The 18,202-nt window shown below is 61.2% G+C and carries 19 protein-coding genes and 1 pseudogene; 8 read left to right on the forward strand and 12 right to left on the reverse strand.

The genetic code is table 11. The annotated features are described in order from the left end of the window. The first annotated feature begins 34 nt into the window (after positions 1-34). Positions 35-1,144 (forward strand): DUF3182 family protein, encoded by a 1,110-nt coding sequence (locus tag E0F99_RS09045; RefSeq protein WP_083356532.1) that lies wholly within the window; start codon positions 35-37, stop codon positions 1,142-1,144. Beyond that, positions 1,134-1,889, forward strand: coding sequence for an alpha/beta hydrolase family protein (locus E0F99_RS09050; protein WP_083356533.1), 756 nt, complete (start codon positions 1,134-1,136; stop codon positions 1,887-1,889). The genes E0F99_RS09045 and E0F99_RS09050 overlap by 11 nt, the downstream gene beginning before the upstream one ends. 142 nt (positions 1,890-2,031) lie before the next feature. On the opposite strand, the gene E0F99_RS09055 is transcribed toward E0F99_RS09050, so the two are convergent. The 4 genes and pseudogenes from E0F99_RS09055 to E0F99_RS30405 all read right to left on the reverse strand — a co-directional run. Beyond that, positions 2,032-2,988 carry a lysylphosphatidylglycerol synthase domain-containing protein gene (locus tag E0F99_RS09055; RefSeq protein WP_083356534.1) on the reverse strand — a complete coding sequence of 319 codons (957 nt, stop codon included), beginning with the start codon at positions 2,986-2,988 and terminating at the stop codon, positions 2,032-2,034. After that, positions 2,978-4,240 carry a cardiolipin synthase ClsB gene (gene clsB, locus E0F99_RS09060; protein ID WP_083356535.1) on the reverse strand — a complete coding sequence of 421 codons (1,263 nt, stop codon included), beginning with the start codon at positions 4,238-4,240 and terminating at the stop codon, positions 2,978-2,980. The genes E0F99_RS09055 and clsB overlap by 11 nt, the downstream gene beginning before the upstream one ends. After that, the gene (locus tag E0F99_RS09065) at positions 4,237-5,013 is read right to left on the reverse strand and encodes an endonuclease/exonuclease/phosphatase family protein (RefSeq protein ID WP_083356536.1); all 777 of its coding nucleotides are present in this window, start codon (positions 5,011-5,013) and stop codon (positions 4,237-4,239) included. Before E0F99_RS09065 ends, clsB begins: the two co-directional genes overlap by 4 nt. Before the next feature lie 11 nt (positions 5,014-5,024). Then, positions 5,025-5,168 (reverse strand): annotated as a pseudogene (locus tag E0F99_RS30405) (DUF72 domain-containing protein); the annotation flags it as partial. Positions 5,169-5,424: 256 nt separating this feature from the next. On the opposite strand from E0F99_RS30405, the gene E0F99_RS09070 reads away from it, so the two are divergent. Both E0F99_RS09070 and E0F99_RS09075 read left to right on the forward strand, forming a co-directional pair. Next, positions 5,425-7,530: a mechanosensitive ion channel family protein gene (locus E0F99_RS09070; RefSeq protein WP_083356537.1), complete on the forward strand. Its 2,106-nt coding sequence runs from the start codon at positions 5,425-5,427 to the stop codon at positions 7,528-7,530. A 595-nt stretch (positions 7,531-8,125) separates the two neighbouring features. Beyond that, positions 8,126-9,010 carry a sugar nucleotide-binding protein gene (locus E0F99_RS09075; RefSeq protein ID WP_083356538.1) on the forward strand — a complete coding sequence of 295 codons (885 nt, stop codon included), beginning with the start codon at positions 8,126-8,128 and terminating at the stop codon, positions 9,008-9,010. A gap of 137 nt (positions 9,011-9,147) precedes the next feature. Here E0F99_RS09075 and E0F99_RS09080 read toward each other — a convergent pair whose 3' ends face one another. The 5 genes from E0F99_RS09080 to E0F99_RS09100 all read right to left on the reverse strand — a co-directional run bounded on the left by E0F99_RS09080 (position 9,148) and on the right by E0F99_RS09100 (position 13,146). Further along, complete coding sequence (locus tag E0F99_RS09080) at positions 9,148-9,846, reverse strand: OmpW/AlkL family protein (protein WP_083356539.1); 699 nt, start codon at positions 9,844-9,846, stop codon at positions 9,148-9,150. Between the two features lie 96 nt (positions 9,847-9,942). After that, the gene (locus E0F99_RS09085; RefSeq protein ID WP_083356540.1) at positions 9,943-10,464 is read right to left on the reverse strand and encodes a DUF3299 domain-containing protein; all 522 of its coding nucleotides are present in this window, start codon (positions 10,462-10,464) and stop codon (positions 9,943-9,945) included. 11 nt (positions 10,465-10,475) lie between these two features. Continuing rightward, positions 10,476-11,741: an ABC transporter permease gene (locus tag E0F99_RS09090; RefSeq protein WP_083356541.1), complete on the reverse strand. Its 1,266-nt coding sequence runs from the start codon at positions 11,739-11,741 to the stop codon at positions 10,476-10,478. 1 nt (position 11,742) lies between these two features. Further along, the gene (locus E0F99_RS09095) at positions 11,743-12,453 is read right to left on the reverse strand and encodes an ABC transporter ATP-binding protein (RefSeq protein ID WP_083356542.1); all 711 of its coding nucleotides are present in this window, start codon (positions 12,451-12,453) and stop codon (positions 11,743-11,745) included. A 90-nt stretch (positions 12,454-12,543) separates the two neighbouring features. Next, on the reverse strand, positions 12,544-13,146 hold the full coding sequence (locus E0F99_RS09100; protein WP_083356543.1) for a DUF2796 domain-containing protein: 603 nt from the start codon (positions 13,144-13,146) through the stop codon (positions 12,544-12,546). 130 nt (positions 13,147-13,276) lie between these two features. Between E0F99_RS09100 and E0F99_RS09105 the strand changes: the two genes are divergently transcribed. Beyond that, positions 13,277-13,618 (forward strand): hypothetical protein, encoded by a 342-nt coding sequence (locus E0F99_RS09105; RefSeq protein WP_083356544.1) that lies wholly within the window; start codon positions 13,277-13,279, stop codon positions 13,616-13,618. Here the strand turns inward: E0F99_RS09105 and trxA are convergent. The 3 genes from trxA to E0F99_RS09120 form a co-directional block, all read right to left on the reverse strand. Further along, positions 13,615-14,487, reverse strand: coding sequence for a thioredoxin (gene trxA, locus E0F99_RS09110; protein ID WP_083356545.1), 873 nt, complete (start codon positions 14,485-14,487; stop codon positions 13,615-13,617). The genes E0F99_RS09105 and trxA overlap by 4 nt on opposite strands. A gap of 150 nt (positions 14,488-14,637) precedes the next feature. After that, positions 14,638-15,294: a class I SAM-dependent methyltransferase gene (locus E0F99_RS09115; protein WP_083356546.1), complete on the reverse strand. Its 657-nt coding sequence runs from the start codon at positions 15,292-15,294 to the stop codon at positions 14,638-14,640. Beyond that, positions 15,291-15,746: a YbaY family lipoprotein gene (locus E0F99_RS09120; RefSeq protein ID WP_083356547.1), complete on the reverse strand. Its 456-nt coding sequence runs from the start codon at positions 15,744-15,746 to the stop codon at positions 15,291-15,293. Before E0F99_RS09120 ends, E0F99_RS09115 begins: the two co-directional genes overlap by 4 nt. A 139-nt stretch (positions 15,747-15,885) precedes the next feature. On the opposite strand from E0F99_RS09120, the gene nrdR reads away from it, so the two are divergent. From nrdR to E0F99_RS09135, 3 genes are read left to right on the forward strand one after another with little or no spacing between them, the layout of a single operon-like run. Beyond that, complete coding sequence (nrdR, locus tag E0F99_RS09125; protein ID WP_053258286.1) at positions 15,886-16,356, forward strand: transcriptional regulator NrdR; 471 nt, start codon at positions 15,886-15,888, stop codon at positions 16,354-16,356. After that, positions 16,353-17,489: a bifunctional diaminohydroxyphosphoribosylaminopyrimidine deaminase/5-amino-6-(5-phosphoribosylamino)uracil reductase RibD gene (gene ribD / locus E0F99_RS09130; RefSeq protein WP_083356548.1), complete on the forward strand. Its 1,137-nt coding sequence runs from the start codon at positions 16,353-16,355 to the stop codon at positions 17,487-17,489. Before nrdR ends, ribD begins: the two co-directional genes overlap by 4 nt. A gap of 47 nt (positions 17,490-17,536) precedes the next feature. Then, positions 17,537-18,199, forward strand: coding sequence for a riboflavin synthase (locus E0F99_RS09135; RefSeq protein WP_083356549.1), 663 nt, complete (start codon positions 17,537-17,539; stop codon positions 18,197-18,199). Positions 18,200-18,202 lie beyond the last annotated feature (3 nt).

Raw genomic sequence — 18,202 nt, forward strand, 5'->3', positions numbered from 1 at the left:
TGCACACACATGGCAAGATGGCCAAGGGGGACGCATGACCCCAACTCAACGCAAGAAAATCGTGGTTGCTCACTCCACACGAGAGGGCGCACCACAGCACGAAGTCGAAACCAACCGCGCCTTGGCGCGCTGGCTGGCGCAGATACTGGGGCTCAAATTCGGCGGCAGCTATGACCCACAGTTACATGCCGATCGTGAGCTTTACCTGTTGCCCACGCAAACGCTGGTAGGCGCGGCCCAAGCGCTCAAGCTAAAGGTAAACGGGTCGCAAGACCTGTGGGGCGGCTATGTCGATCACGACTTCATCTGCACCAAAGCCATTACCCACGGCCTACTGAGCCCTGAAGCAACAGCGCCCGAGGGTTGGTCGTCGTTGTTTGGCGAGCGTGTGCGCAACGTCGTTCTCGATGGCCTCAGTGTGTTCGCCCTGCAAGACGCGCTGCCCGCAGCAACACGCTTGCTTTACAGTGGGCCGATTCGCCTGAAGCCTGTAAATGCTTGTGCCGGGCGCGGGCAGGAAGTTATCCACAGTCTCGACGAATTTGAAGCTCTGCTGGCGCGGCCTGAAGCGGCGAAGTTATTCACCGAAGGCGTGGTGCTCGAGCAAGACCTGCATGGCGTCATCACCCACAGCGTTGGCCAGAGTTTTATCGGCGATTACGTGTTCAGCTATTGCGGTGAGCAATACCTCACGCAGGACGGGCAGGGCGAAGAGGTTTACGGCGGTTCCAACCTACTGGTCGTACCGGGCTACTACGGCGACCTCTTGAAACTCGAGCTGCCCGACGATGTGCGCCAGGCCATCGAACAAGCCCAAGTTTTCGACACGGCGGCCGATGAGGCCTACCCTGGTTTCTACGCGTCACGGCGCAATTACGACATCGCCCAAGGCCTGGACAGTGAGGGCCAACGCCGCAGTGGCGTGCTCGAACAATCCTGGCGCATGGGCGGGGCCAGTAGCGCGGAAGTCGCGGCGCTGCAGAGCTTCGTCAACAACCCGGGGTTACGCGCGATCCACGTGTCATCGGTGGAAACCTACGTGGACCAACTGCTGCCAGCCGATGCCATTGAGGTGTACCGCGGCCCCGCCGAAAACAGCGACTTTCTTCTCAAGTACGTAACGGTTAAATCTTATGACGGCTAGAAGCGAAAGCATTGCGATCGATATCGACGACGAACAGATGAGCGGGACATTCCTGAGCCCTAAATCCAAAGTGCCGGGGGTTCTGTTTGTGCACGGCTGGGGCGGTAGCCAGGAGCGGGACCTTGAACGCGCCAAAGGCATTGCCGGCCTGGGTTGCGTGTGCCTGACCTTTGACCTGCGTGGCCACGCCGGCAACGGTATTGCGTTGTCTCGCGTTACCCGCGAAGACAACCTGCGCGACCTGTTGGCAGCCTACGACCGTTTGCTGTCGCACCCGGCCATCGACACCTCGGCCGTGGCGGTGGTGGGCACCAGTTATGGCGGTTACCTGGCTTCGATTCTGACCTCATTGCGCCCGGTGCGTTGGCTGGCGCTGCGTGTGCCGGCGTTGTACCGCGACCAGGAATGGCTCAAGCCCAAGCGTGACCTGGACAAGGCCGACCTGATGGATTACCGCAGCACGCGGGTGCATGCCGAAACCAATCGCGCCCTGCATGCCTGCGCGCAATTCACCGGCGATGTGCTGATTGTCGAATCGGAAACCGACGAGCACGTGCCCCATGCCACAATCATGAGTTACCGCGCAGCGTGTCAGCAGACCCACTCCTTGACCCACCGTATCATCGACGGCGCCGATCACTCCTTGAGCGACCCGGTGTCCCAGCAAGCCTACACCTCGATCCTGGTGGACTGGATTACCGAGATGGTCGTGGGCGAACGGTTGAGCATCATTCAATCGCGCTGATGCAGTGCTCTTCAGGGCCCCTTCGCGAGCAAGTCGACGCGTCGAACCGCCGCTCCCACCGTTTGATCTTATTTCAAGGATGTACTCGGTCGAATGTAGGCGCGGGCGTGCTCGCGAAGGCGCCAGACCACTCACACATTTCTCAGGCAGGTGTCTTCCTCACTCGCAACGCCTTGGCCTTAGCCTCAACCCCGAGGTACATCACCAGCGCGATCAACAGCGGCAAAATAAAGTAGATCGCCCGGTAGGCAATCAACCCCGCGAGCAGACTGCCCCGCGACGCCTCATGCTGCAACAGTCCGATAAACACAGCCTCCAGCACCCCGAGCCCGGCCGGGATATGGGTGACCACACCGGCAATCGCGCTGATCAGCAACACCCCCAACACCAGTGGATAGTCCAACTTGGCTGGCAACAAGGTAAAGATCACTGCCGCCATCAATGACCAATTCAACGCGCCCAACGCCAACTGCAAACAGGCCATGCGCAAAGAAGGCAGGTTGATCTCGATGCCCTTGATCGACCACGCGCGTTTTTTTGAAAACCGGCAGGCTGCGAGATAACCCAGGCTGACCAACACCAGCAACACCCCAATGCCCTGCAAGGCAAACGTGCTGACCTTCCAGCCCGGCGGCATTGTCACCAACCCGCTGCTGAACACCACGCCGGCCAGTGCCATGTAGCCAAACCAATTGGTGGCCAGGCTCAGGCCAAGAATCTTGGCGATATTGCCGGTGCTCACCCCGAGCCGCGAATACAGCCGATAACGCATGGCGATGCCACCGACCCACGCACTCAGGTTGAGGTTAAACGCATAGCTGATAATCCCCACCGGCAGGATCTGCTTCCACGTCAGAGATTGGCGAATGTAGGTGCGGCCGATCAGATCGAAGCTGGCGTAGACCAGAAAGCTGCACAAGGTCAGCACGCCAGCGATCAACAGCGTGCGCAGTTTGAAGTCACCCAGCGTCTGCAGCACGTCGCTCCAGTCGATGCGCCGAGCGAGCAAGGTGAACAGCACGATCAGCACCAGAAAGAAGGCGATGGTCAGCGGTTTCTTCCAGCGCTTGAGGCGCGAGCTGCCGGCTTCAGCAGTCATGGGCCTGGCTCTCAAAGGGTTTCAAGCGCGGTTTGTGCGCCGGTAGCCAGCCCGTCAATGCGGGGAAATGGCGCATCACATGAAACACCAGAAACCCCACGGTCAACCGCCATAACCACAAGCGTGGCTTGCGGTTTTCCGGCATGGTCTGGCAATGATTTTTCGCGAGTACTTCCAGGCGCTCATACAGTTGCTGATTGAACGCACGGTCGCGAATCAGCACGTTGGCTTCCAGGTTCAGTGACAGGCTCAATGGGTCCAAGTTGCTCGAGCCCACGGTGCTCCATTCGTCATCCACCAGCGCAACTTTGCCGTGCAGCGGGCGTTGGCAATATTCGTGAATCACCACGCCATCCTTGAGCAGATAGTCGTAGAGCATGCGCGCCGCCAGCTTGGCCAACAGCACATCCGGCTGGCCCTGCATGATCAGTTGCACGTGCACGCCACGGCGCGCGGCATTGCGGATCTCGCGCAGCAAGCGGTAGCCGGGGAAGAAGTACGCGTTGGCAATCACCACGCGTTTTTGCGCCTTGCTCAGCGCGTGGATATACGCCTCTTCGATGTCGTCGCGGTGCTGCAGGTTGTCGCGATAAATCAGGCGCACAAGGCCCTCGCCGTTAGCAGTTGTCCACAGCGACGGTCGTTGCTGGCGCCGTCGCCAGCCGCGCCGGGAGCGAACCTGGCGACCGCTTTGTGCGAGGGCAAAGTGGTGCAGGTCTGCCACTGCTGGGCCGATGATGTGTACGGCGTAATCCTGCTTGGCTTCGGGACCGAAATCAGCCAAGTGATCCGCCGAAAAATTGATCCCGCCAATAAACGCTACCGTCGCGTCCACCACCACAATCTTGCGATGCAGACGACGAAACCAGTTGGTGCGAACCCCCAATATTTTCGGCGCCGGGTCGAACATCTGCACCAACACGCCCGCCTGCGCCAGCTCGCCGAGAAAGGCAGGGCTCAGCTCGCCGCAGCCGAACCCATCCAGGCTGGCCACCACCTTCACGCCGCGCTGCGCCGCCTCGATCAGAATACTTTTGAGTTCATGACCGACCTTGTCTTCAAAAAGGATAAACGTCTCCAGCAGGATCTCCCGCTGTGCCTCGCGCATCGCGTCAAAGACCTTCGCAAAGTACGCCTCGCCGTTCTCCAGCAGCTCGAGCTGGTTGCCTTCCTGCCAGCCGTAATCGAGATCACGTGCCTTGGACGCATCCGGCGGCTGATCGGTGGCAATGTGCTCTACCGCGACACTCATAGCTCGATCTCCACTGACAGCGGCACGTGGTCTGACAGATGGGACCAAGGTCGGGTCGTCAGCACCTTGGGGTTGTGGATTTTCAAGTTGCGCACATAGATGCGATCCAGCGCCAGCAACGGCAGACGCGCCGGGAAGGTGCGCGCGGGCTTGCCATAGGTTTGGACGAACACTTCCTTGAGGCCGCTGCGGCTCAGGTCGGCCTTGTGGCGCCAGTCGTTGAAATCACCGGCGATCACCAGCGGTGCATCAGCGGGAATCTCGCTGATGCGCTGTTCGAGCAAACGCAATTGCTGCTGGCGATGCTCCTCGCGCAAACCCAAGTGCATGCAAATTGCGTGTACCTCCTGCCCGGTGCCTGGCAGGCGCAGCACACAGTGCAGCAGGCCACGACTTTCATGGCCGCTTTGCGAGATGTCGAGGTTGTCGTAGCGCACGATCTGGAATTTCGACAGCAGCGCATTGCCGTGGTCGCCATGCGGGTAGACCGCGTTACGCCCATAGGCAAACTGAGGCCAGATGCTGTCGGCGAGGAATTCATACTGCGGCATTTTCGGCCAATCACTGTAGCGCTCGGGATGGCGTTCGTGGGTGCCGTGAATTTCCTGCAGGAACACCATGTCGGCCCCCACGCTGCGCACCGCTTCACGCAACTCGGGCAGGATGAAACGTCGATTCAACGCGGTGAAGCCCTTGTGGATATTCACCGTCAGCACCGTGAAGCGGGTGATGGCTGTAGTGGGCGTGGCGGGGATCAACTCCGGATGCGTCATAGCAACACCGCAGGCTTCGCCAATGCGCTCGGCTCGATGTTGTGCTCGTTGTGGTGGACGGCGCGTGACGCAACGTGCAATTCGCGTTTCTGGGTCAGCCCCTCGGGGTAGACCCCCCCGCGCCAGCCGGAAATGCCGATGTAAATCGCCGCCATGGTTGCTCCCGTGGATGTAGGGTCAAGTGACCTCCGTTTTGGGATGACTGCCGTTTTTGCTGGAAAGTTTCCACGGTCCTACAGACGGTACAGGGTAAAAAATGTGCAGCAGGCAAGCCCGCTCCCCCATGAGATTGATGGTGTTGCTCAATCAGGCGCGCAGTGTCGGGTGCTGGCTTGTGCGGACAACGCCAGGGAACGATCAGGATGAAAACCCGTCAGTTCCTAACAGACCCTGCTGAAGGAGCGCGGTGTTTTGCTGAATCTAAAGGCTGCATTACTGCTCGGGGCGCTGCTGTTTTGCAGTAGCGGTGCACTGCAAGCGGCGGCCGCCGGGCCCGCACCGCAAACGCCCGCCAAGCCGGAGTTGTTGGTAGAAGGCGGCCTGCTTGGCGCTATCAGCGCCAGCATCGACGACGTCCAGGACAAACTCGACCTTAATCAAAACCTCATCGACGTCTGGCGTCTGCGTGCCGATCGTGCGGCGGACGAAGTAGGGCGGTTGGTCGACCAGGCCGCCGAACGTTCGCCGTGGAGCGTGGCCGGGGACTTCCTGTTGCTGTCCGCGGTATGGGTGGGTGCCTTTGCGGTGTTGATGCTGCTGGGGCGCTTTATGGTGCAACGCTTGTGTCGGCGGCATTTCGTCGAACAGCGCGAGCGCCTGCAAGCGGTACTTGGGTATGTGGTGCCCTATACGATGGCGGCCATTATTTGCCTGCCGCTGACCCTCTACGTCAGCCACTTCTTGCCCTCGTCTGCGGGGCGCGCGCTGGCGCTGTGTTTCGCCTACGCGACCAGCAGCGGCATTTTTTCCACTTCAATGTTGTTGTGCGTTAACGTCATGTTCAACGTCGGCCACAAACGTCCTGCGGTACGGATCATTCGTGACTACTGCCCCAAGCCGCTGTTCCTGATCGGCTTCCTCGCTGCCCTCAGCGACGCGCTGACCAGCCCGCAAATCGCTCGGCAACTGGGTGGCAATATCACCAGCAGCATCGCGGTGTTCACCGGCCTGTTCGCGGCGGTGATTTTCGGTGTGTTAGTGGTGCGCCTGCGTCGTCCGGTGGCGCATTTGATCCGCAATCGGCCACTGGCCCAGCGCCTCAAACACCCAGAGTTGCAGCAATCGCTGCGGGTATTTTCCGGGTTGTGGTATTGGCCGATTCTATTGATGGTGCTGGTCTCTGCCATCAACTTGATCGGCGCCGGCGACGATAACCAGGAGGCCCTGCGCTGCGCGTTGTTGACCACCCTCTTGCTGATCGGCACGGTGTTTCTCAGCACGGTGCTGCAACACCTGTTCAAGTCCCGCAGCCAGGCGGCGATTCAGCGCAGCAGTGCTTACAAAGAACGTTTCCTCAGCCTGTTGTACGCGCTCTTGCGCATTGCCATGGCCATCGCGTTTATTGAAATCCTCGGGCGTATCTGGGGTATCTCGCTGTTCGAGTTTGCCCAGCGCAATTCGGTGGGCCGCGCCATTAGCGGCTCACTCAGCAGCATCGGTCTGATCCTGCTGCTGACCTGGCTGTTCTGGGTGGTGCTCGACACTGCGATCCAGGAAGCGTTGAAGCCACCGGTGAATAAACACGCCAGCCGCCAGCCCAGTACCCGGATCAAAACCATCCTGCCGCTGCTGCGTAACGCGGTGAAAATCGTCCTGGTGGTGATCTGCGCAATCACCACCATGGCGAACCTGGGTATCAACGTCGCGCCGCTGCTGGCCGGTGCCGGTGTGGTCGGCCTAGCCATCGGTTTTGGTTCCCAGCAACTGGTGCAGGACGTGATCACCGGCCTGTTCATCATCATCGAAGACACGCTGTCCATTGGCGATTGGGTGGTGCTCGACTCCGGCCACGCCGGTACGGTCGAAGGCCTGACCATCCGCACTCTGCGTCTGCGCGACGGCAAGGGTTTTGTGCACTCGGTGCCGTTCGGGCAGATCAAGGCGGTCACCAACCAGTCGCGGCAATTTGCCTATGCCTTCTTCTCGGTGCAGTTCACCTATGACACCGACGTGGACAAGGCTGTGGAGCTGATCCGCGAGACGGGGCAGTCGATTCGCGACGACGTGTTCCTCAAGTACAACCTGCAAGGGCCCCTGGAGGTGTTCGGCGTCGACAAAATGGACCTCAACGGCGTGGTGCTCACCGCGCAGTTCCGCACGGTGTCGGGCGGGCAATATGCGGTGAGCCGTGCGTTTAACCAGCGTTTGAAAAAGCGTGTGGATAACTGTGATGAGGTGCGCTTCGCGCAAACTTATCCACAGCCGGTGTGGTTACCTAAGCGCGCAGCCGAGGTGGATGAGCCGGATGCCGAGGTGCAGGCTTCGGTGGTGTTGACCGAGCAGCCCAGGCCTCAATAATTCGTGGTGGCCGTGCGGGCCTCATCGCAGGCAAGCCACACACAGTGGGAATGCGTTCCCATGTGGGAGCCGTGCTTGCGCGCGATGAGCAGGGGTATCTACGCAATTTTTTGTGTTGCGCTAAGCTTTTCTACGGGGTTTTCAGGTAGATATGAGTACATATCCGTTACCCAAATTACGGATACATACCCAGCGCCCCCGCGACAACCAAAGAATTCAACCCATAAAAAGATGTGTAGATACCTATGCCGCGATGAGGCCAGTGCGGTCAATACAGGTTCACTGCCTGATCAACTTCTCCTGCACCGCCTACTGATCCCGCGCCACTCACCGCCGGCACCTTACTGCCCGGCAACAGCGTGCCGACAAGGTGCTGACGGCGGGGTGAAAGCCGTCCAAGACCGTGTCGGTTGATTCAGGAAGGTTCATAACCCTCATATGCAACCAGCGGTGCCAAGTTGCAACCCCGCACTTTGTCCGTGACGGTTGCGCTACAAACCCGCAAAATGCAACGATTCTGGAATAAACCTACGGCAGGCGTTACCCGCCCGTCGACAATAACCATCGTTCCAAACAGACCGGGCCTGCACACTCTATGCGAATGCGCCTTATGTTACTGGGCGGCGGGAATGCCCTCGGGCAGGCGCTGATTCGCCTCGGTGCAGAGGAAGACATCGGTTTCCTCGCCCCCAAACCGCCCCAAGACGGCTGGGATGCCGCGAGCCTCACCCAATTGCTCGACGACACCCGTCCCGATGCGTTGATCAACCTCGCCTACTATTTCGACTGGTTTCAGGCCGAAGCGGTCAGCGAAACCCGTTTGGCCGCTCAGGAATTCGCTATCGAACGCCTGGCCGAACTGTGCCAACACCACAGCATCACCTTGCTGCAGCCGTCCAGTTACCGCGTATTCGATGGCTCCCGCGCGACCGCCTACAGCGAAAAAGACGAGCCGGTGCCCCTGGGCCTGCGCGGCCAGGCGTTGTGGCGCATCGAACAGAGCGTGCGCGCCACGTGCCCGCAGCATGTGTTGCTGCGCTTTGGCTGGTTGCTCGATGACAGCGTCGACGGCACCCTCGGGCGCTTTTTGGCCCGGGCCGAGACGCCGGATGAGTTACTGATGGCCGATGATCGGCGCGGCAACCCGACGCCGGTGGACGACGCGGCGCGGGTGATCATCTCGGTGCTCAAGCAACTTGATTGCGCGGCGCCGCTGTGGGGCACTTATCACTACGCCGGGCACGAGGCGACCACGCCGTTGGCGCTGGGCCAGGCGATTCTTACCGAAGCGCGCAGTTTCCACCCATTGGCGATTGAATCCCCTACAGCCCAGGCCCATGCGGCCCGGCCGGATGCGGCGGATGAACCACAACATGCGGTGCTGGCTTGCAAGAAGATCCTGCACACCTTCGGCATCAAGCCACGCGCCTGGCGGGCGGGGTTACCGGCGTTGCTGGATCGGTTCTACCGGCGCAGCTGACGCCACACAAACCAAAAATGTGGGAGCGGGCTTGCTCGCGAATGCGCAGTGTCAGTCAACAACTCAGTCGACTGACCCACCGCTTTCGCGAGCAAGCCCGCTCCCACATGGGTTATGCAGTGTGACTTAAACCGGGTTTAGAACTTGTAGCCGATACCGACCATGTAAACCATCGGGTCGACGTCCACGTTGACCTTGGCGCGGGTGCCTTGGCCCAGCGCGTTATTGTCCACGGTGGCCTTGGTGCTGATGTCGATGTAACGCGCCTGGGCGTTGATCATCCACTTGTCGTTGATCATGTAGTCGGCGCCGATCTGCGCGGCCCAGCCCCAAGAGTTCTCCGCCTTGAAGTTGCTGAAACCAGCTTGTTCGGCGCGGCTGCTGACGTGCTCGTCGTAGATCCAGGTGTAGTTGATACCGGCGCCCACGTACGGCTGGAAGGCGGATTTATTGTCCAGTGGGTAGTACACGACGCTCAAGGTTGGCGGCAGGTGTTTCAGCGTACCGAGCTTGCCGTTGGCAGCGCCGAGGGCCGTGTTCTTGATCTTCACGTCATGCTCGAACGGTGTGGCCGCCAGCAATTCGATACCAACGTGGTTGGTCAGCATGTAGGCGAAGTTAAGACCCAATTGAGTGTCGCTGCTCATGGTCGCCTTGCCGCCCAGGTTGGTGCCTGCCAAAGGGCCCTGATCAACCTTGACGCTGCTGCTGTCTGCCTTCGGATTCACGGTGATTGCACCGGCTCGAATCAGAATATCGCCCGCTTCATGAGCATGGGCGGCAGGGGCGCAGAGGGCGAGCGCGACAAGCGACGCGCCGAGCAGGGACTTGTTCATGGGAGCTCCAGAGGATGTATTAAAAGAGATACATCCAATGGTAAAGATCGTTCCTGTCGGGCTTTTGACTCAGCTCAATGAAACCGTAATAACCCGCTACTCTTGAAGTTCGTAGACGTAAATTTTCTGCGCATCCATCTGATAACCGGCATCCGCCAATTCACTCGAAGACGGTTTGACCTGCATCTCGCCTTCGATCCAATACGGCTGGTACAGCTCATCGAGTTTCACCCCGATTTCGCTTTTCACATGCACGATCTGGTTCGACGGCGGTGGCGGCACATGGATGCACGCGCCGAAATACGGCACCAGCAAGAACTCGGTGGTGCGGCCTTCTTCGCTGACTTCCAGCGGCACGATGTAACCCGGCAAACGGATGTGCTTACCGTCGAGGCTCTGCACCACCGGCGCGTTGGGCAAGTCCTGTTTCGCGGCCGGCGCCGACTCGACCGACAACGCATCGGCCATGTTCGACAAGTCGTGCAGCGGCTTCATATTGGGGATTTCCGGCGGCGCGTCCGGCGGGATCATCTCCTGCCAGGACAGGTCCTTGGGCTGATCTTGCGCCCAGGCGGGCACCACCACCCACAGCAACAATGCAAACAGGGCACGACGCATCGACGCCTTCCTCATAAACGTATGGACAGGCCATCGGCCAAGGATTGTCTGTAGGCGCGCCACGCGGGCACGCTGCCCATCAACAGCGCCGCCGCCAGGATACCGGCGAGCAACGTCCATTCATATTCGCTGGGCCACGACATCGGCAGGTCCAGGCCATAGTTGGCCTGCAAGTAGCCGCGCGACGCGGCGATGCACACGTACAACAAGCCGACGCCCGCCACCACGCCGGACAAAGCCAGGGCGAAGGCTTCGAAGATCAGCAACGTTGCGATATGCCAGGGCCGGGCGCCCACCGAACGCAGGATCGCCATTTCGCGGCGGCGCTCGTTGAGGCTGGTGAGGATCGCCGTGAGCATGCCAATCAAACCCGTCAGCACCACGAACAGCGAGATCACGAACAGCGCTTTTTCGGCGGTGCCCATCATGCTCCACAGCTCTTGCAGGGCCACGCCGGGCAGGATCGCCAGCATCGGTTCGCCACGGAATTCGTTGATCTCGCGTTGCAGGGCGAAGGTGGAAATCTTGTTGTTCAGGCCGAGCATAAACGCGGTGATGGCTTGCGGGGTCAGGTCCATATTGCGTGCCTGATCGGCGCTGATGCGGCCTTTGCCCTGGGCCGGCACGCCGTTGTGCCAATCAATATGAATCGCTTCCATACCGCCGAGGCTGATGTGCAGCGTACGGTCAACCGGCGTGCCGGTGCGCTTGAGAATGCCAACCACGGTGAACGGCTTGTCATCGTGTTTCACCAGGCTGACCACCGCGACACCATGCGCCAGTACCAGCTTGTCGCCCAGCGTGTAATGCAGCGCATCGGCCACTTCGGCACCGAGCACCACTTCAAATGGGTCGGTGGCGAAGGCGCGGCCGCTGGCCAGTTCGAGGTGTTGCTTGCGGCCGTACTGGTAGTGCTCGAAGTAGGATTCGTTGGTGCCCATCACCCGATAGCCACGGTGCGAGTCGCCGAGGGAAATCGGGATCGCCCATTTCACCTGCGGGCTGGCGGCGAAGTGTTCAAAGCTGTCCCAACGGATGTTGTTGGTGGCGTTGCCGATGCGGAACACCGAGTACAGCAGCAAGTTGACCGAGCCCGAGCGCGCGCCGACGATCAGGTCGGTGCCGCTGATGGTGCTGGCGAAACTGTTGCGCGCTTCAACCCGCACGCGCTCCACCGCGAGCAACAAGCAGACTGAAAGCGCGATGGCGAAGGCGGTGAGGATCGCGGTAAAGCGGCGGTTAGCCAGGCTGGCCATGGCTAGACGAAACAAATACATCTCAAACCTCTGCGGGCGTGGCGGCGCGATTGAGTTCGGCCAGCGACAGGTGGCGGTCGAACAGCGGCGCGAGGCTCTGGTCATGGCTGACAAACAACAGGCTGGCACCGGCGTCACGGCATTCGGCAAACAACAGCTGAATGAAGGCTTCGCGAGCGTCGTAGTCCAGGGCCGAGGTGGGTTCGTCGGCAATCACCAGTTCCGGTTGGCCGATCAACGCACGGGCAGCAGCCACCCGTTGTTGCTGGCCGATGGACAGTGAGTCGGCACGGCGCTCCAGCAGGTCTTTATCCTTTAAGCCCAGGTGCGCGAGCAAGGTCGCGGCAGCCTGGTCAACGCTGCCGTGGCGCTGAATCGCCCGTTGTGCGCGCAGCTTGGAGAAGTGGCAAGGCAGCTCGACGTTCTCGCGCACCGACAAAAATGGCAGCAGGTTGAACTGCTGGAAAATATAGCCGGTGTGGTCGACGCGGAAGCGGTCGCGGGCGCCGGCCGAGAGTGCGGTCAGCTCCTGGCCGAGCAGGCGAATGCTGCCCTGGCTGGGTTTCTGTACACCGCCCAACAGCCCGAGCAGCGTGGTTTTGCCACTGCCGCTGGGGCCTTTGAGAAACAGGGTTTCGCCAGCTTCCAGGCGGAAGGCGGGGATGTCCAGCAACTGTGGGTGGCCGGGCCAGTTGAAGCCCAGGTCGGACAGTTCGATTAACGCTTGGGTCATGGGAAATCAGTGTCGCCTGGTTGTAGGAAATGGCGCCGATCACCTGTGGGAGTAGGCAAGCCAGCTCCCGCAGTGACTGGTTTTTTTAGATCAGAATTTCAGGGTAGCTGCCTGGGCCGTTGCTTCCACACCTTGCTGGCCGCTTGGGCTGATCAGTTGTACCTGAATTTTCTGGGTGGCGGGGAAGGTCTTGAACACCTGGCTCAGGTCCAGATTGCTCAGGGCTGTTGGCGTGGCGCAGGTGAACTGGTAGTGGGCGTGGATTTCGCTGTGGTCGTGATGATGTTCGTGGGCGGCCGTGCCTTTGCCGTCGGTGGCGTGGTCGTCATCGTCGTCATGATCGGCTTCAGGCTTGTCGCCGAACAACGGGCTGTTGAGTTCCTGGGTGCTGATCACGCAACCGGCGGACTTGGGCAGGTTGAACAGCGCCAGCGGGTTTTCCAGCTGTTTGCGTGCGGCGGCAACCTTGGCTTTGTCGGCGGCGCTGGTGGCCAGGTGTTCGAAACCCACCAGGTTCATTGCCGGGCTGTCCAGCTCAAGCGCCAGGGCCTGGCCGTCGAGCACTGCGTTGAGGCGGCCGACGCCGTGTTCATGAGCGCCTAGGCTGCCGTGCTCATGGTCATGATCGTCGTGAGCATGGGCGATAGCCAATGGCAACAGGGCAAACGGCAAAGCAAGCAGCAGACGGCGCATGAGAAGGCTCCAGAACATGAAAGTTTTGTTATGTGATCTTATAACAATAGTGCCAGAGTTTGACCGCCCGCTTGGCGTTGCGCAAGCCGCGTGGGAGCATGCCTGTCAGAAAAGTGCAGGAGTAAGGGCGATGTTGCGAATTCGTGGAACCGTCGGCGACCTGCCGGTGGACTTGACCCTGGAGCTGGACGACGGCGATTGGGCGCGCTTGGGCGCCCACTTGCACGCGGCCCCCGCGCCGAGCGAGCCAACGGCTGCGCCGGTCAAACAGAGCGACGATCTGTGGCAGAGCGCCCAGGACCTGTTGCGCATGGCCGGGCAACTCAACGGGCTGGAATTGCTCGACCAGTTGGAAGGCTTGGCCGGCGATGCGGCTTCAGGCAAGCGCCTGCTGGTGCGTCTGCGCCATAGCGCCAAGGTGAAGGTAGCCAGCGGCGGCGATACGCCGCTGTACAGTTGGGTCGGCGATTAATACAGCGCAGCGAACAACTTGCGCCGGTACACGGTGACCAACGGGTGGTCATTGCCGAGCAGTTCGAACACCTGCAGCAAGGTCTTGTGTGGCAAGCCTTCGCTGTAGCTGCGGTTGCGGATAAACAGCTTGAGCAAACCTTCCAGCGCCGCATCGTATTGCTGGCGTGCCAGTTGCTGAATCGCCAACTGGTAGGCCGCTTCATCGTCCTGCGGGTTTTGCGCCAGGCGGCTTTTCAAGTCGGCGGCGTCGGGCAGGTCGGCAGCCTGGCGCAGGAAGGTGATCTGCGCCTTGGCCCCGGCGAGGGCGGCTTTGTGATCATCGCTTTTCACCGCGTCGAGCACGGCCTGGGCTTCGCCCAACTCACCGCGTTCGGCCAGGCAGCGCGCGTACAGGATCAGGGCGGCGGCATTGGTGTTGTCTTCGCCCAATAGTGCCACCAGCACCGCTTCGGCGTCGCTGATACGGCCTTCGGCAAACAGCGCCTGGGCCTGTTCCAACGGGTCAGCCGCGGCGGGCGGCGGCATCTGCACATGCGGCTCCAGCATCCCCCGCACCGCCGACTCCGGCTGCGCCCCGGCAAACCCATCCACCGGCTGGCCGTCCTTGAACAGCACCACGGTGGGCAGGCTTTGAATGCCAAAGCGCGCGACGATATCCTGCTCGGCCTCGCAATCGACCTTGGCCAGCAGCAACTCGCCCTGATAACGCTCGGCAATTTTCGCCAACATGGGCATCAACGCCTTGCACGGCGCGCACCACTCGGCCCAGAAATCCACGAGTACGGGTTTTTCGAAGGAGTTCTGAATAACTGCCTGGTCGAAGTTGGCGGTGGTGACGTCGAAGATGTACGGCGTGGGCTCACTCATGGGGCATCTCGAATAAAGCGGGAATGGGGCAACTATAAGGGCTGCCACGGTTGGCTGAAAGCGTGGTTGATTCACGATCGCTCTCGCAGGCACGCCAGCGCCCACAGAGGGGCGCGGTCAACTGTGGGAGCGGGCTTGCCCGCGATGGCCTCAAGGGCGCCGCGAATGGTACAGGCTCACCTTGCGGAACTCCCAAGGCTCGGCCAAGTCGGGCAACGTCAGCGCATCAAGGATTCCCAGACGCTGATAAGCCGGGTGCTGGAAGTCCCGCACCCGCGAATCAGCCACCAGGGCTTCGCGGCCGCGCGTCAGGAACTGGTCGAGCAGCGCCAGGTTGGCACGGTCGTAGAGCACATCGGCGACCAGGATCAGGTCGAAGCGGTCGGCTTCGGCGAAAAAGTCCGCTGAATAACCCAGCTGCACGCCGTTGAGCTCAGCATTCGCCCGGCAGGACGCCAAGGCCAATGGGTCAAGGTCGCAGGCCACCACTTCCTGTGCGCCCGCCTTGACGGCGGCGATTGCGGCCACGCCGGAACCGGCGCCGAAATCCAGCACACGTTTGCCGGCGACCCACTGCGGGTTCGCCGCCAGGTAGCGCGCCAGCGCCAAACCGCTGGCCCAGCAAAAACTCCAGTACGGCGGCTCATGCAGGATGCGCCGGGTTTCTTCGGGGCTGAAGGCGCGGTCCATGTTGTCCGCGTCCAACAGCCACAACGATAACTCGGTGCCCGGCAGCGGGCAGGGCACCAGGTGTGCGTCGCCGATTAGTTCGCTGAGGGCACGTTGCAAGTCCAGCGGTGGCGTCATGGTGCCTTGACGAGTTGCAGGGGGCCGGTGGTCTGAGTAATCGCCTGGGTGATGTGCACGGCGGGCAGGTGCAAGATCAACTGGCCGGACTGGCTGGCGCGCCCACGCAGTTCAACGCGTGCACCGGCCGGGAAGGCTTCGGGGTTGAAGCGCAGGCGGAAGGCCAGGGGCTTGCCGTTGCCGGTCAATACGCTGCTGGCGAGCAGTTGCTGCGGGCGGTTGCGCTCGTCGATCACCAGCAGTGCCAGTTCGACTTCGGCACCGGCGGGGATGTTGGTGAGGTTGCCATTGATTTCCCGTTGATAGGCCGGTAGGGGGCCGAGGTCTTCAATGCCTGGGACTTTTTTCTCTTGGGCGGGCGTTGGTTGAGGCGTCGAAGGCTTGGGGGCTTCGCTGCTGCAGGCGACCAGAAAACTGAACAGGGCGAGTAAAACAAGTGGTCGTAACTGCATGTACGGCTCCAGAAAGGACAAAATCCGTGGCTTAAAAAATATGAAACATAATAGTCAGCCTATATACCGTAAAGGCTATGGCTTGTCTTGCCACAGGGATGCGCTACCATGGCCCTCCCTTTTTTTGTTGCCTGCCACCATGCACTGTCCCTTCTGCGGTGCCAACGACACCAAGGTCATTGACTCGCGTCTGGTCGCCGAGGGCGATCAAGTACGTCGCCGGCGCGAATGCCTGGCCTCTGGCTGCGGTGAACGTTTCACCACCTTCGAAACCGCCGAACTGGTACTGCCACGTCTGATCAAGTCCGACGGCAGTCGCCAGCCTTTCGACGAAGAAAAACTGCGCGCCGGTATGCAGCGCGCCCTGGAAAAACGCCCGGTGAGTGTCGAGCGGCTGGAGGCGGCGCTGGCGCATATCAAGCACAAGCTGCGCGCGACCGGCGAGCGCGAGGTCAAGAGCCTGGTGGTTGGAGAGCTGGTGATGGGCGAGCTGCAAAAGCTCGACGAAGTCGCCTATATCCGTTTCGCCTCGGTGTATCGACGCTTCCAGGACCTCAATGAGTTCCGCGAAGAAATCGACCGCCTGGCCCGTGAGCCGGTCAAGAAATGAACCCACCCTCTGCTGAACAGGCTGTGCTCGACGCCCATTACATGGCACGCGCCCTCGAATTGGCGCGCAAGGGCGTGTACACCACTCACCCCAACCCGCGTGTGGGTTGCGTGATTGTGCGTGACGGGCAGATTGTCGGCGAAGGCTGGCATGAGCGCACCGGCGAACCCCACGCCGAACCGAATGCCCTGCGCGCCGCTGGCGACAAGGCGCGCGGCGCCACGGTCTACGTGACGTTGGAACCTTGCAGCCATCATGGGCACACACCGCCGTGTGCCGACGCACTGGTGACCGCCGGTGTGGCGCGGGTGGTGGCCGGGATGCAGGACCCGAACCCCGAAGTGGCCGGCCGCGGTTTGCGGCGATTGGCGCAAGCCGGTATCGAAACCTGCAGTGGCGTGCTGGAAAGTGAAGCGCGCGCGCTGAACCCGGGTTTCCTCAAACGCATGGAACACGGCCTGCCGTTTGTGCGGGTCAAGCTGGCGATGAGCCTGGACGGCCGCACCGCGATGGCCAGCGGCGAAAGCCAATGGATCACCGGCCCAGCTGCCCGCGCCGCCGTGCAGCGCCTGCGTGCCGAGGCCAGTGTGGTGTTGACCGGTGCCGATACCGTCTTGGCCGACGGCGCCCGGCTGACCGTGCGCGCCGCTGAATTGGGCCTGGATGAAGCCAACACGGCGCTGGCCATGTCCCGCCCGCCGTTGCGCGTGTTGATCGACGGGCGCCTGCGGGTACCGCTCAACGCGCCGTTCTTCAAGGCTGGCCCGGCGTTGGTGATCACCTGTGTGACGCCGGAGAACCAATTCCCCCGTGGCCCCGAGTGCCTGGTTGTGCCGGGCGTTGACGGTCAGGTTGACCTGCGTTCGGCGCTGGTCGCCCTGGCCGCCCGTGGCGTCAACGAAGTGTTGGTCGAAGCCGGGCCGAGCCTGGCGGGCGCGTTTGCCCAGCAAGGGCTGGTGGACGAGTACGTGATATTCGTCGCCGGCAAGTTCCTCGGCTCCGCCGCCCGGCCTTTGCTGGACTGGCCGCTTGAGAAACTGGCCGACGCCCCCCAACTCAAGATCACTGAAATGCGCGCTGTTGGCGACGACTGGCGAGTCACTGCCATACCTATGCCACCAGCGAGCGTATAATTCTGACCGGGCGCTCAAACGCCCGTCCCGTTTTCCAGGAGAAGGCCATGTTCACCGGCATTATCGAATCCATCGGCAGCATCCGTGCCATGACCCCCAAAGGCGGCGACATCCGCCTGCTGGTTGAAACCGGCAAGCTGGATCTCGGCGACGTCAAGTTGGGCGACAGCATCGCCGTCAGCGGTGTATGCCTGACCGTCATCGAGCTGCCGGGCAACGGCTTTGCCGCCGATGTCAGCCGGGAAACCCTGGACTGCACCGCGATGAACGACCTCAAGGCCGGCAGCCCGGTCAACCTGGAAAAAGCCCTGACCCCGACCACGCGTCTGGGCGGCCACTTGGTCAGCGGCCACGTCGACGGCGTCGGCGAAGTGGTTTCGCGCAGCGAAAACGCGCGTGCCGTGGAATTTCGCATCCGTGCGCCAAAAGAACTGGCCAAGTACATCGCCCACAAAGGCTCGATCACCGTCGACGGCACCAGCCTGACCGTGAACGCCGTGAATGGCGCCGACTTTGAACTGACCATCATTCCCCACACCCTGAGCGAAACCATCATGGCGTCGTACCAGCCAGGTCGCCGGGTGAATCTGGAAGTTGACTTGCTTGCCCGTTACCTGGAGCGCCTGTTGTTGGGCGATAAGGCCGCAGAGCCAGCTTCTGGGAACATCACTGAAAGTTTTTTAGCCGCTAACGGCTACCTGAAATCCTGACCA

The sequence above is a fragment of the Pseudomonas antarctica genome (assembly GCF_900624995.1).
GTDB lineage: Bacteria > Pseudomonadota > Gammaproteobacteria > Pseudomonadales > Pseudomonadaceae > Aquipseudomonas > Aquipseudomonas antarctica.

Bases quoted from the DNA above. Each gene is read 5' to 3' on its own strand.
- E0F99_RS09045 (WP_083356532.1), top strand. From the start codon at position 35: ATGACCCCAACTCAACGCAAGAAAATCGTGGTTGCTCACTCCACACGA.
- E0F99_RS09120 (WP_083356547.1), bottom strand. From the start codon at position 15,746: ATGCAGTTACGACCACTTGTTTTACTCGCCCTGTTCAGTTTTCTGGTC.
- ribD (WP_083356548.1), top strand. From the start codon at position 16,353: ATGAACCCACCCTCTGCTGAACAGGCTGTGCTCGACGCCCATTACATG.
- E0F99_RS09075 (WP_083356538.1), top strand. From the start codon at position 8,126: ATGCGAATGCGCCTTATGTTACTGGGCGGCGGGAATGCCCTCGGGCAG.
- E0F99_RS09115 (WP_083356546.1), bottom strand. From the start codon at position 15,294: ATGACGCCACCGCTGGACTTGCAACGTGCCCTCAGCGAACTAATCGGC.
- E0F99_RS09080 (WP_083356539.1), bottom strand. From the start codon at position 9,846: ATGAACAAGTCCCTGCTCGGCGCGTCGCTTGTCGCGCTCGCCCTCTGC.
- E0F99_RS09050 (WP_083356533.1), top strand. From the start codon at position 1,134: ATGACGGCTAGAAGCGAAAGCATTGCGATCGATATCGACGACGAACAG.
- E0F99_RS09100 (WP_083356543.1), bottom strand. From the start codon at position 13,146: ATGCGCCGTCTGCTGCTTGCTTTGCCGTTTGCCCTGTTGCCATTGGCT.
- E0F99_RS09095 (WP_083356542.1), bottom strand. From the start codon at position 12,453: ATGACCCAAGCGTTAATCGAACTGTCCGACCTGGGCTTCAACTGGCCC.
- E0F99_RS09090 (WP_083356541.1), bottom strand. From the start codon at position 11,741: ATGTATTTGTTTCGTCTAGCCATGGCCAGCCTGGCTAACCGCCGCTTT.
- trxA (WP_083356545.1), bottom strand. From the start codon at position 14,487: ATGAGTGAGCCCACGCCGTACATCTTCGACGTCACCACCGCCAACTTC.
- clsB (WP_083356535.1), bottom strand. From the start codon at position 4,240: ATGAGTGTCGCGGTAGAGCACATTGCCACCGATCAGCCGCCGGATGCG.
- E0F99_RS09065 (WP_083356536.1), bottom strand. From the start codon at position 5,013: ATGACGCATCCGGAGTTGATCCCCGCCACGCCCACTACAGCCATCACC.
- E0F99_RS09055 (WP_083356534.1), bottom strand. From the start codon at position 2,988: ATGACTGCTGAAGCCGGCAGCTCGCGCCTCAAGCGCTGGAAGAAACCG.
- nrdR (WP_053258286.1), top strand. From the start codon at position 15,886: ATGCACTGTCCCTTCTGCGGTGCCAACGACACCAAGGTCATTGACTCG.
- E0F99_RS09085 (WP_083356540.1), bottom strand. From the start codon at position 10,464: ATGCGTCGTGCCCTGTTTGCATTGTTGCTGTGGGTGGTGGTGCCCGCC.
- E0F99_RS09105 (WP_083356544.1), top strand. From the start codon at position 13,277: ATGTTGCGAATTCGTGGAACCGTCGGCGACCTGCCGGTGGACTTGACC.
- E0F99_RS09135 (WP_083356549.1), top strand. From the start codon at position 17,537: ATGTTCACCGGCATTATCGAATCCATCGGCAGCATCCGTGCCATGACC.